Source organism: Sphingopyxis sp. (assembly GCF_050725615.1).
Classification (GTDB): Bacteria; Pseudomonadota; Alphaproteobacteria; order Sphingomonadales; family Sphingomonadaceae; genus Sphingopyxis.
In genome coordinates, this window is record NZ_JBOHHU010000110.1 from 1 (window position 1) to 12,598 (window position 12,598).

Annotated in this window: 11 protein-coding genes; 9 read left to right on the top strand and 2 right to left on the bottom strand. The window is 66.8% G+C overall.

Annotated features, from left to right (window positions below):
• From ACREB7_RS18745 to ACREB7_RS18770, 6 genes are all read left to right on the top strand, one after another.
• Window positions 1–710 (top strand): amidohydrolase family protein (locus ACREB7_RS18745; protein WP_431593787.1); only part of this gene is annotated, 710 nt, incomplete at its 5' end.
• A gap of 74 nt (window positions 711–784) precedes the next feature.
• Window positions 785–2,110 (top strand): amidohydrolase family protein, encoded by a 1,326-nt coding sequence (locus ACREB7_RS18750; protein WP_431593788.1) that lies wholly within the window; start codon window positions 785–787, stop codon window positions 2,108–2,110.
• Window positions 2,111–2,165: 55 nt separating this feature from the next.
• On the top strand, window positions 2,166–2,867 hold the full coding sequence (locus tag ACREB7_RS18755) for an NnrU family protein (RefSeq protein WP_431593789.1): 702 nt from the start codon (window positions 2,166–2,168) through the stop codon (window positions 2,865–2,867).
• Window positions 2,868–2,911: 44 nt separating this feature from the next.
• Entirely contained in the window at window positions 2,912–3,553 is a 642-nt protein-coding gene (locus tag ACREB7_RS18760; protein ID WP_431593790.1) for a hypothetical protein, read from the top strand.
• Between the two features lie 13 nt (window positions 3,554–3,566).
• Window positions 3,567–4,076: a DUF1003 domain-containing protein gene (locus tag ACREB7_RS18765; protein WP_431593791.1), complete on the top strand. Its 510-nt coding sequence runs from the start codon at window positions 3,567–3,569 to the stop codon at window positions 4,074–4,076.
• Between the two features lie 24 nt (window positions 4,077–4,100).
• Window positions 4,101–7,256: an ATP-binding protein gene (locus ACREB7_RS18770; RefSeq protein WP_431593792.1), complete on the top strand. Its 3,156-nt coding sequence runs from the start codon at window positions 4,101–4,103 to the stop codon at window positions 7,254–7,256.
• 5 nt (window positions 7,257–7,261) lie between these two features.
• On the opposite strand, the gene ACREB7_RS18775 is transcribed toward ACREB7_RS18770, so the two are convergent.
• The gene (locus ACREB7_RS18775; RefSeq protein WP_431593793.1) at window positions 7,262–8,257 is read right to left on the bottom strand and encodes an aldo/keto reductase; all 996 of its coding nucleotides are present in this window, start codon (window positions 8,255–8,257) and stop codon (window positions 7,262–7,264) included.
• The gene (locus tag ACREB7_RS18780) at window positions 8,254–9,501 is read right to left on the bottom strand and encodes a dicarboxylate/amino acid:cation symporter (RefSeq protein WP_431593794.1); all 1,248 of its coding nucleotides are present in this window, start codon (window positions 9,499–9,501) and stop codon (window positions 8,254–8,256) included. Before ACREB7_RS18780 ends, ACREB7_RS18775 begins: the two co-directional genes overlap by 4 nt.
• Window positions 9,502–9,611: 110 nt before the next feature.
• On the opposite strand from ACREB7_RS18780, the gene glmM reads away from it, so the two are divergent.
• From glmM to thiD, 3 genes are all read left to right on the top strand, one after another.
• The gene (gene glmM / locus ACREB7_RS18785) at window positions 9,612–10,952 is read left to right on the top strand and encodes a phosphoglucosamine mutase (RefSeq protein ID WP_431593795.1); all 1,341 of its coding nucleotides are present in this window, start codon (window positions 9,612–9,614) and stop codon (window positions 10,950–10,952) included.
• Window positions 10,953–11,083: 131 nt separating this feature from the next.
• Window positions 11,084–11,308, top strand: coding sequence for a DUF1272 domain-containing protein (locus tag ACREB7_RS18790; RefSeq protein ID WP_194952849.1), 225 nt, complete (start codon window positions 11,084–11,086; stop codon window positions 11,306–11,308).
• On the top strand, window positions 11,305–12,567 hold the full coding sequence (gene thiD / locus ACREB7_RS18795) for a bifunctional hydroxymethylpyrimidine kinase/phosphomethylpyrimidine kinase (RefSeq protein ID WP_431593796.1): 1,263 nt from the start codon (window positions 11,305–11,307) through the stop codon (window positions 12,565–12,567). Before ACREB7_RS18790 ends, thiD begins: the two co-directional genes overlap by 4 nt.
• The last annotated feature ends 31 nt before the right edge of the window (window positions 12,568–12,598 follow it).

Below are 12,598 nucleotides of genomic sequence, written 5' to 3' on the forward strand. Positions count from 1 at the left end.
ATTTTGCGGTCAACCGTGCGACCTGGCAGAAGGCGGCGGCTTACAAGAAGAAGATGGACGACGGAAAGGTCGTCGACCGCGACCTCGCGATGGAAACGCTCGCGGGCGTGCTGTCGGGCGAGATCCTCGTCCACAATCATTGCTACCGCGCCGACGAAATGGCGCTGGTGATCGATATGTCGAAGGAATTCGGCTATAAGGTCTCGACCTTCCACCATGCGGTCGAAAGCTACAAGATCGCCGATATCCTCGCGAAAGAGGGCATCTGCTCGGCGATGTGGGCCGACTGGTGGGGCTTCAAGATGGAAGCCTATGACAGCGTGCCCGAGAATATTCCGCTGGTGTACAAGGCCGGCGCCTGCACGATCGTCCATTCGGACGACGCCAACCAGATCCAGCGGCTGAACCAGGAAGCGGCGAAGGCGCTCGCCTCGGGCCGCCGCATGGGCATGCAGATCAGCGACGAACAGGCGTGGACCTGGCTGTCGTACAATCCCGCCAAGGCGCTGGGCATCGGTGACAAGACGGGCAGTCTGAAGCCCGGCAAGATGGCCGACGTCGTGCTGTGGAACGGCAATCCGTTCAGCGCCTATACGCGGCCCGAGAAAGTGTGGATCGACGGCGCGATGATGTATGATGCGATGAATCCGAAGCTGCGGCCGGTGAGCGATTTCGAGCTCGGCCAGCCGGGCGAAGGAGACGTGAAATGAGCCGTCTCCGGAACACCATCACCCACCTCCGTTTGTCCCGAGCGAAGTCGAGGGACGTGAAAGCCGGCGCCAGCGTGTCTCGACTTCGCTCGACACGAACGGGGTTGGGGAGTGCGCTGATTGCAGCCTTAGCACTTGCCGCCCCCGCTGCGGCGCAGGATGTCGCGATCACCAACGCCAAGCTTGTCATCGGCGACGGCAGTGCGCCGATCGACGGCGGCACCGTCGTCGTGCGCGGCGGCAAGGTCGTCGCGGCGGGCGCGGGCGTGGCTGTGCCCGCCGGCATCGAACCCGTCGATGCGGGTGGGCGCTGGGTCACGCCGGGCATCGTCGCGGCGTTCAGCAGGGTCGGGCTGACCGAGGTCGATACGGTGAACGGTACCAACGACCGGTCGGCGAGCAAGTCGCGTTTCTCGGCGGGGCTCGATATCGCGCCGGCGCTGAACCCGATGGGGTCGCCGATCGCGGTCAACCGCGCCAATGGCGTCACCCGCGCGATCGTGGCGCCGGGCGGCAGCGGCGGGCTGTTCGCGGGTCAGGGCGCGGTCGTCGACCTCGCCGACGATAACGACATGGTGACCAAGCCCCGCGCGCTGCAATATGTGGCGTTCGGCGAGGAGGGTTCGGCGACCGCCGGCGGCAGCCGCGCCGCGCTCTACCTGCTGTTCCGCGAACAATTGCTCGCGGCGCGCAGCTACGCCCGCAACTCCGCGACGCTCGCCGAATGGGGCAGCGACGCGCTGATCCAGCGCGCCGACGCCGATGCTTTGGTGCGCGTGATCGACGGCACCACGCCGCTGTTCGTGCGGGTCGACCGCGCGACCGACATCCTCAACGTGCTCAAGCTGAAGACCGAGTTTCCGGCCTTGAAGCTGGTGCTCGTCGGCGCGACCGAGGGCTGGCTGGTCGCGAAGGACATCGCCGCCGCACGCGTGCCGGTGCTGGTGTCGCCGCTGACCGATCTGCCGGGCAGCTTCGAGCAACTGGGCGCGACGCAATCGAACGCCGGGCGGCTCTTCGCCGCCGGGGTGCCGGTGTCGGTCGGGGTGTTCGACGACGACGATGCGCACAAAATGGGCTATGCGACGCAATATGCGGGCAACCTCGTCGGTCTGGCGAAGCTGCCCGGCGCGAGCGGGATGAGCTGGGATCAGGCTTTCGCGTCGATCAGCAGCGCACCGGCGCGCGCGGTCGGCATGGACGCCAGCATCGGATCGCTGCGCGCGGGACGGGTCGGCGACGTCGTGATCTGGGACAATGATCCGCTCGAACTCGGCAGCCGCCCGACCGCGGTGTGGATCGACGGCAAGGCGCAATCGCTGGTGACAAGGCAGGACCGCCTGCGCGATCGCTATCTGACGCCGCAGGAAGGCGCATTGCCCAAGGCTTACGACAGGTAGACGGTCGCACCTGAAGACAAGCGGCGGACCGGGGAAGAAGGAGAGGGAAAGCTCCATGCAACCGATGTCGCTTTTGATCACCACGGGGGCGCTGTTCGTCGGCACCCATTTTGTGCTGTCGCACCCGCTGCGAACGCCGCTCGCCAGTCGGATGGGCGAGCGGCCGTTCCAGCTGATCTATTCGATCGTCGCGATCGCGACCTTCATCCTGCTGATCCAGGCCTGGCGCGGCATGCCGCCCGAACCGCCGCTTTGGGCGGTCGGCGACGGGCTGTGGATCTTCGCGTCGGCGCTCGTGCTGTTCGCGAGCATATTGTTCATGGGATCGCTGATCGGCAATCCGGCCTTGCCCGCGCCGGGTGCCGCCGCCGCCGCGCAGGGCGCGCCGCGCGGCGTCTATGCGATCACCCGCCATCCGATGATGTGGGGCTTTGCGCTATGGGCGCTCGCGCATGCGCTGGTGATGCCGACCCCGGGCCAGTTTGTGCTGTCGAGCATCATCGCCTTTCTCGCGCTCGCCGGATCGGCGGGACAGGATGTCAAGAAAGCGCGGCTGATGGGCGATAGCTGGCGTCATTGGGCGGCGCGGACGAGCTTTGTGCCCTTCGCGCGGCAACTCGGCGGGCGCGGATCGTGGATCGACACCATCCCGCGGCCGCACGCGCTGTTTGGCGGCATCGTGCTGTGGATCGTCGCGACCTGGGCGCATGGCGCACTCGGCTATATGGTCGCGGGGATCTGGCGCTGGGTGGGATGAGCCATATGCGGCTGACAAAGCGCTCATCGATTATGGGGGTTAGCGTGTTGCGTTTCTTTCATTTTATCGCAGCGATTTTGGCGTTGTCGTTCTCGGCCAGCGTCGCGGCCAAAGCGCCGACGTCCGACTATGCCGGCGACGATGGGGGTTATCTCGTCTATTCGGTCGGTACGATACGCATCGGGATGGATTTTGGTTTTCCTTATCGCCGCATTGCCGCACCCGACGGAAGCGCAGTCGACGATTCGAAGGGCGAGATCGAACCGAAACTGGGCGGGGCATTCACGCTGAAGATCAAGAAACCCGATTTCACGGGGGTCGAAACCGGACATGTCGTGGCGCGCCGCCTGCCGCCGGGGCGCTACGTCATCGAGAATTTCGCCTTTGGCGGGCAGTCGCCGGGTGGGGGTTCGGTGTTGTGGTCGTCCGAAAAGCCGTTCCGCATCGAGTTTGTGGTTCGGCCCGGCCAGACGACCTATATCGGCAGCTTCATGCGCTCGCCATCTTTCGGCACGCCGTTGCAGGCGCAATTGGGCGCCGCCGGATTCTTCGTCGTCTCGGATCAGTCGGCGCGCGACCTGCCCATTGCGCGCGCGCGGGTCGCGGGGCTGCCGCCGGTTACCGGCCAGGTGACCGACGTCGATACACTGGGCAGCCTGGCGCTGCGCAGCCGGCTTCCGGAATAGGCGCGATACGGACGTGACCACCGATACGCATGTCGCGGACCTGTCGCTGCGGTTGCTCGGGCGATCGCTCGACGAGCTCGATGCCGACGAACAACGCGTGTTGCGGGCGATTGCCGACCGGCGCCTGATCAGCCGCGACGCCGCCGACCTCGACGATGCCGAGGCGAGCTTCGGCGCGCGCCTGTCCGACAAGGTCGCGGCGGTCGGCGGGTCCTGGGGCTTCATCCTCCTGTTCACCGCCGTGCTGCTCGGCTGGATGCTGCTCAATTCGGACGTGCTGGCGCGCTGGGGAATGGCGTTCGACCCCTATCCGTTCATTTTCCTGAACCTCATGCTGTCGACGCTGGCGGCGGTGCAGGCGCCGATCATTATGATGAGCCAGAATCGCGCGGCGGCGAAGGATCGCATCGCGGCCGGGCTGGACTATGAGATCAACCTGCGCGCCGAGCTGGAGATCATGCGGCTGCACGAGAAGGTCGACCAGTTGACGGAGGCGGTGAAGATGTTGAAAGTGCAGCCCTAACCAAGCGGAGTGGGGGCTGCGACGATGACCACCGACCTGCCGTTTTGCGGTCGCGAGGCCGAGCTGGCAACGCTCGACGCCTGTTGGCGGCGGGCGTCCGATGTCGAGAATCCGCAGCCGCAGCTGGTCCTGCTCGCCGCCGAGCCGGGGGTCGGCAAGACCCGGCTGGTGCTCGAATTCCTGCGCCGGCAGGTGGCGGAGCTGTCCGACCCGCCGGGCTATTGGCCCGATCCGGCACGCCTTGTGTCCGATCGCTTGCATCTCAATTTTGCGCCCGACCAATGCCGTTTCGACCGGCCGATCCCGTTCCTGTGGTGGGGCATCGCGGCGCAGGCCGGGGGCGGCGACAGCGTCGCGCTCCACGACCGCTTCCTCGCGCCGCATCTCGTCGCGATGTCGATGCGCGCGCGTATGGCGGGGACCGGTGCTTCGCTGGCCAAGATCTGGGCCGGAGCGGGCGTCGATGCGCTGGCCGGCGCACTGCAGGTCGACACGATCTTGTCGGTCGGCGGCGCCTTCCTCGATTCGGTCAAGCTGCTGCAGGGCGAGATCGGCAAGGGCGCGGCGCAGGCGTCGGCGGGCGACACGCTGGTGAAGAACCGCGTCGATGCGCTGCTCGCCGACCTCGAACAGGTGCTGAATCCCGCCGCCCGGCTGGGCTATGCGCGGGTGCCGGCGATGATTTTGATCGACGACGCACAATTCGCCGCTGCCGATGCCGGGCTGCTGCGCTTCATCGAGCGGCTGACCCATGCCGCGATGACGCAGCGCTGGCCGGTGATGATCGTGATGACGCATTGGCAGACCGAATGGGCGCTCGACGCCGATCGCGGCGGCCGGTCGGTCGCGACGCTGGTCCACCATGCGCGCCATGGCGGCAGCGACGAGCCGGGGCCGATTTCCGGGACGCCGGGCGCTTACCTCAACAGCGAAAATTATCGCGAGATCGCGCTGGCGAAGCTCGACGATCTTGATCCCGCGCTGCGGTCGGCCTTGCCGGGCTTGCCCGCCGACCAGCGCGGCGCGCTGCTTGGCGCGGTCGACGGCAATCCGCGCTTCCTGGAACAGGTCATCGCCTATCTGCGCGCCGAACCGCGGCTGTTCCACGATTTCGATCCGGCGCGCGCCTTGACCGACGAGGGGCTGGCCGAGGCGCTGGCGCGGTCGCAGCGCGTGCATGAGGTGGTGCTGGCGCGGCTGACGGCGGCGCATGTCGCCCCCGAGGTCCGCGAAGCGCTGGCGCTGGCGAGCGTGCAGGGGATGCGCGTGGTGCGCAAGGTCGTCGAGGCGGCGGGGCAGGCGCTGCTCGGCCATGATCTGGGCGAACCGCTGATGCGCGGACAGAATCCGTTCAGCGTCATGGCCTTTGACAGCGACGGGGTGGTCGGCGGATTTACCGAGCGCTTGTTCCTGCAGGCTGCGGGGCAATTGCGCCGCAACATAAAGGGGCTGCATGACGAGGCGGCGGTGAAGGCGGCGCTGCGTCCGGCGTTGCAGAAAATTCTCGGCGACCTGATCGATGTCGACGCGGGGCGAAGCCGCCATCATGCGATCGCCACCGCAGCGCAGGTTGCCGCGACATTGATCGACCAGCCATCCGATTTTGACCAGCGCGTGCTGGCGGCGCTGGCGGCGTCGGCGCAAATGCTGACGACGGATGAGCGCGATACGCAGGCCGACGCCTTGCTGCGCCTTTTCAACGCAGCTTATGACGGGATGGAGGATGATGCGTCGGTGCAATTGCTTGGCGCCTTGCCGCATGAGGCGCTGGTCGCGGCGGCCGAGACGGCGATCGCCCTCAATCGGCTTGATTTCGCCAAGTGGCTCGGTGGCCGGCGCTATGAATGGCTGAATCGCGTCCATGCCGGACAGGTCACGCCCGAGGCGGCGGTACCGCTGGCGGTGTGGATCGCGCTGCTGGGCGATGTGGCGGGCCTCGAGGGGCGATATGACGATGCGATCGCGCGGCTTGGCGCGGCCCGGCAATATTATGAATTCGCGATGGAGCGCCAACCTAGCCGACCGGCGGTCTCCGGCCTGACCGGGGTCCTGCTGATCCTCGGGCGCTTTGAGGGCGCGAAGGGCGACCCGCGCGCCGCCGTGCAGATATTGGCGCAGATACGCCATTTGCACGAGAGCGCCCGCCAGGCCGGCGTCATCGACGAAACGGAGGAACGCCGCGGCGTCGCCTTGTCGCTCGAATCCTCGATCGATCCGCTCGACACCGTCGGCGACATGGCGGCGTCGACCGCAGCGGAAGCCGAATGCCTTTTGCTGACGCGGCGGTTGGCCGACGGCGGCGACCTTCAGGATCGAAGCAATTTGTCGCGGCTGCTGAATCGGCTCGCCGCCAAAGCCGATGATTTTGAGACCGCGATCGGCCTGGCGCATGAGAGCGTCGACATCATCTACGCCGTCCTTGCGGACGCACCGTCGCGGATTGCGGCGCAGCGGGATCTGGTCGTGGCCCGGACCGTCCGCGCCCGCGTCTTCGACCGGGCGGACAGGATGTGGGAACGCCGATCCGACTTGGCCGAGGCGCTCGCCGTCGCCGACCAGATCCACGACCGGATCGGCGATGCCGAAACGGCGGACATGCTGCGCGCCAGCCTGCGCAATCTGATCGAAGCCCACGCCCAGGCGGGCGATCCGGTTCGCGCACGGCCGCTGTTGGTGCGGCTGATCGCTCTGTGCCCGCCCGGTTCGCCCGAACGCGACCCGGCCGAACGCGCCCTGGAACAGATCGACCAGATGCTGGCCGCAGCGGGCCATCCGCGGGCGCCGACGGACGACGGACGGGACGCGATCGCCCGGGGCGCGGCCTTGGTCGGCAGCGGAGACTTCGCCGACGCGTTCGACGCCTATGCAGCGGCGTTCGACGTCCTGCTGCCACAGTTGAATTACACTCGCGACGAGGCCGATTTGCAGGTCGTGACCGACGCGCTCGACGCGCTGCTCGCTTTGGCGCCGCGCCGGGCGCCGCCATTGTCGGAGGAAGAACGACATCAGCTTGTCGACCGGGCGCTGTTGGGCGTGGTCGCCCTGCTGCGGATGATGCGCGGCGCGGCGGCGCTTCGCATCATCAACAATGCACTCGCATTTCTGTCCGCCAATGGCTTCGACTATCGCGGCGACGAGTTCCGCGAGGCCCGGCGTGTCGTGCAGCGTGTCGTGCCTTAGCGGTTCTAGAGCCGCACCATCCGCATCCCCATTTCGCCATAGCGCGGCCCGCTGGTGCCGCCCATCGGCGCGGCGGCTTCGATCGCGGCGAGGTCGTCGGCGGTGAGCGTCAGTTCGGCGGCGGCGACGCTGTCCTCCATCGTCGCGCGGCGCTTGGTGCCGGGGATGGGGACGATGTCGTCGCCCTGCGCGAGCAGCCAGGCGAGCGCGACTTGCGCCTTCGACGCCCCGTGCCGGTCGGCGACCGCGCCGATCGCGTCGACGATCGCGAGGTTGGCGGGGAAATTCTCCTCGCTGTAGCGCGGGTCGTTGCGGCGCCAGTCATTTTCGGGAAGCTCGTCGCGGCTGCGCACCGCGCCCGCCAGGAAACCGCGGCCGAGCGGCGAATAGGGCACGAAGCCGATGCCATTTTCGCGGCACGCGGTCAGGATTTCCTCCTCCACATCGCGTTCCCAGATCGAATATTCGCTCTGCAGCGCGGTGATCGGCGCGGCCTTGGCGGCGCGGCGGATCGTGTCGGGGCCGGATTCGGACAAAGCGATGTGGCGGACCTTGCCCTCGTGCACCAGCTCCATCATCCCGCCGACGACTTCCTCGATCGGGATCGAGGGATCGACGCGGTGCTGGTAGAAGAGGTCGATCGTGTCGATGCCGAGCCGCTGGAGCGATCCTTCGCACGATTTGCGGGCGTTGGCGGGCGAGCCGTCGACGCCGACGATCTGGTTGCCGTCGAATTTGAAACCGAATTTGGTCGCGATGACCAGCCCGTCGCGCTTGCCCTTGATCGCCGCGCCGAGCAGCTCCTCGTTCGAGAAGGGGCCATAGATTTGCGCGGTGTCGAAGAAGGTGACGCCGAGGTCGATCGCGCGGTGGATCGTCGCGGTCGATTCGTCGAGGTCGGCAGCTTCGCCATAGAGGATATTGCCGCCCTTGATCATCGGCATGCAGCCGATGCCGATGGCGGACACTTCGAGGCCGTGGCCGAGCTTGCGATATTTCATGGCGTCTCTCCTGTGGGTTCGTCTTTGATGCCGTCGGCGGCATATTTGGTGGCGGCGACGTCGCCGATAACATTGCCGAGTGTCCGGAAGATGTCGGGGAAGGTCTCGACCGCGACGAGCAGCCCGAGCGGTGCGACGGGAACCCCCATCGACACGGCGATCGGGGCGATCGAGGTCACGAAGCTGATCGAACCGGGTAGGCTGACCGATGACAGCGCTGCCGCCATCGCCACCCCCAGCCCGACCGCCATTTCCCACGGGGTCAGTTCGATGCCGAACAGCCAGGCGACATAGACCACGACCGCGAGATTCATCGCCGGGCTGGTGAAGCGGAACAGCGCGACCGCGAGCGGAAGGACGACGTCGGCCTTCTTCGGATCGACGCCGAGCTCTTCTGAGGATTTGAGCATCGCGGGCAGGCTGGCGAGCGAGCTTTGCGTGCTGATCGCGACCGCCAGCGTCGGCACCATCGCGCGGACGAAACGCGGCAGCGAAATGCCGACGACGAGCCAGGCGAGCAACAGCCCGAGGATGACGCAGCAGACGCCGATCGCCATCAGGATCAGCACATAATGGATGAGCCCGCCGAACGCCGCGACCCCGGCCTTGACCGCAAGCGCGTAGCCGAGCGCGAAGACGCCGATCGGCGCGAGCGCGAGGACCCAGCCGATGACGATCAGCATCGCGTCGCCCAGCGCCTTGAACAGCCCCGACAGCGTCGCGCGCTGCGGCGCTTCGAGCTTGGTGATCGCGAAGGCGAAGATCGTCGTGAAGACGATGAGCGGCAGGATCGCGGTTTCGGCGGCAGCGGCGATCGGGTTGGTCGGGATCAGCGAGAGCAGGAAATCGCCGAAGGTCGGCGAGGGCCCGGCCTCGGTCGTGCCGCCGAGGCCATGGCGCAGCGCTTCGGCGGCCCCGGCCGAGAGCGGGAAGAGGCGCAGCAGCAGCGGCGTCATCAGCAGCGACATCGTTCCCGACAGGAAGATGGCGGCGAGGAAGATCATCACCGAGCGCGCCGCGAGCTTGCCAGCGCGCGCCGCGTCGGCCGTGGCGGTGATCCCGGTGATGAGCAGCGCGACGACAAGCGGCACGATCGTCATCTTGAGCGCGTTGAGCCAGAGCAGCCCGATCGGTTCGATGAACGGGAGCGAGGTGGTCGCCGCGTCGAGCGAGACGCTTTCGACCGCGATGCCGAGCAACATGCCGGCAACCAGCGCCCCAAGGATGATCCATGCCGATTTCAAGTTCAAATTCCCCTTGGAAGCGCCGCTCAGCTTGCCAACAAAAAACGGGTGACCTACTGCCGTCCCAGGAATGACGTGGGCTTTGTTCCGGCTTATTTGGCAGAGGTTGCATGCGCAAGTTTTTCGGCACCGACGGCATCCGCGGGCTGACCAACCAGATCCCGATGACGGTCGAGGTCGCGATGCGCGTCGGCATGGCGGCGGGCGCGCATTTCCTGCGCGGGGCGCACAAGCACCGCGTCGTGATCGGCAAGGACACCCGGCTTTCGGGCTATATGCTGGAAAATGCGCTGGTCGCGGGCTTCACCAGCGTCGGCATGGACGTCGTGCAGGTGGGGCCGATGCCCACGCCGGCGATCGCGATGCTGACGCGCTCGATGCGCGCCGACCTGGGCGTGATGCTGTCGGCGAGCCACAATCCTTATTATGATAACGGCATCAAGCTGTTCGGCCCCGACGGCTACAAGCTGTCCGACGCCGACGAGGCGCAGATCGAATTGTTGCTCGCGAGCGAACCCAAGCTCGCCGAACCCGCGCAGATCGGGCGCGCCAAGCGCATCGACGACGCACGCGGGCGCTATATCCACGCGGTGAAGCAGAGCCTGCCCGAATCGGTGCGGCTCGACGGGCTGAAGATCGTGCTCGATTGCGCCAATGGCGCCGCGTATAACAGCGCACCGACGGTGTTCTGGGAACTCGGCGCCGATGTCGTCGCGATCGGGGTCACCCCCAACGGCATCAACATCAACGACAAATGCGGATCGACGTCGCCGGGGTTGCTGCAGGAAACCGTCGTCGCGAGCGGCGCCGACATCGGCATCGCGCTCGATGGCGACGCTGACCGCCTGATCGTAGTCGACGAGGCGGGCGCGATCGTCGATGGCGACCAGATCATGGCGCTGATCGGGGCGAGCTGGGCGCGGCAGGGACGGCTGAAAGGCGGCGGCGTCGTCGCCACGGTGATGTCGAACCTCGGCCTCGAACGCTTCCTACAGGGGCAGGGGCTGACGCTCGAGCGGACCAAGGTCGGCGACCGCTATGTCCTCGAACGCATGAAGTCGGGCGGATTCAATGTCGGCGGTGAGCAGTCGGGGCATATGATCCTGTCGGACCATGCGACGACCGGCGACGGCACGCTCGCGGCGCTGCAGGTGCTTGCCGAACTGGTTGCGTCGGGCAAGCCGGCGAGCGAATTGCTCCACCAGTTCGATGCGGTGCCGCAGCTTTTGAAAAATGTGCGCTTCGCGGGCGGCGCGCCGCTCGACGACAGCCAGGTGCAGGCAGCGATCGCCGAGGGCGAAGCTGCGCTGGCCGGGCGCGGGCGCCTCGTCATCCGCGCCTCGGGCACCGAACCGCTTATTCGCGTGATGGCCGAGGGCGACGATGCGGCGCAGGTCGAGCAGGTCGTCGACATGATCTGCGATGCGGTGCGCGTGGCTGCTGCCCGCTGAATCTTTTATCTCGCTCCGTTGGTGCCCGGGCTTGACCCGGGGTTGTCGAAGCACCCTTCTTTTCTCTAAAGGCGGAAAGGAAGAACCGCCCTTCGATACGCTCGGGGCGAACGGATTATAAGGAATTTTCTATGCTCGAAATGCGTCCCGATTGCGAAAAATGCGGCAAGGATCTGCCCGCGAACATGCATGGCGCCTTCATCTGTTCGATGGAGTGCACCTTTTGCGCCAATTGCGCTGACCGGCTGGACGAACAATGCCCCAATTGCGGCGGCGACCTGCTCGACCGGCCGCTGCGCGAAGGCGCGATCCTGGCGAAATATCCGGGCTCGACGGTGCGGAAGTATAAGGTTTGACCGCACGCATCCTGATCATCGCCGGCTCCGATAGCGGGGGCGGCGCAGGGATTCAGGCCGATATCAAGACGGTCACGATGCTCGGCGGCCATGCGATGACCGCGATCACCGCGATCACGGCGCAGAACACGCTGGGGGTCGAGGACGTCCACGCGATCCCGACCGCCATGGTGGTGCAGCAGATGCGCTGCGTCGCCGAGGATATCGGGGCCGACGCGGTCAAGATCGGGATGCTCGGCGGCGCCGACACTGCGATGGCGGTCGCCGAGGAGATGATCTCGGGCGTCTATGGCGAATCCTTCGTCTTCGATCCGGTGATGATCGCGACCAGCGGCGCGCGGCTCGCCGATCGCAAGACGGTCGATGCGATGGAGTTGCTTGCCAACCTGAGCACGGTGGTGACCCCCAATCTGCCCGAACTCGCGGCGCTGTGCGGGCGCGAGTCGATCGCCGACGCCGATATCGAGGCTGAAGCGGTCGCTTATGCGCACAAGGTCAGCGCGGCGGTGCTGGTCAAGGGCGGGCACGGCGCGGGCGAAACGATCATCGACCGGCTGGTCACCGAACATGGCACGATCGCCTTGTGGGAAGCGCCGCGCATCGACACGCGCAGCACCCATGGCACCGGCTGCACGCTGGCGAGCGCGATCGCTTGCGGGCTGGCGCAGGGCATGCCGCTCGAACCGGCCGTCGCGCGCGCGCGCGATTTTGTGCGGTTGTCGCTGCTCGACGCGCCGGGGCTGGGGCAGGGGCATGGCCCGATGGGGCAACAGGCGGTGCGCAACGACGGGCTGTTCACCGGGCCAGCGCTCAACCAGATCACCTTGCCCGCGCGGGATTATGCGGCCTCGGTCGCCTTCTACCGGCAGATGGGGCTGACGCAGATCGTCGACAGTCCGGACAATGGCTATGCGCGTTTCGAGGCGATCAACGGCGTGACCTTGTCGATTCATGTGTTCCCCTTCCGCTTGCGGGAGGGGCGAGGGGAGGGCATGTCGTCTACCTCGTCCAATGAAACAGGCCCTCCCCCGACCCCTCCCGCAAGCGGGAGGGGAGAAGATGGGGCGACGACCTATCTGGAGAGCGGCGCGCTTGACGCCTGGGTCGCCTATCTGGCGCGGCGCGGGGTGCAGTTCGAGCAGATGCCCGCCGACGAGGATTGGGGCTGGCGCGAGGCGCGGCTGAGCGATCCGGCGGGGAACCGGTTGTGCCTGTATCAGGCGGGCGAATATCGACGCTATCCGCCGTGGCGGACATAAAAGCCCCTCCCCTTCAGGGGAGGGGTTGGGG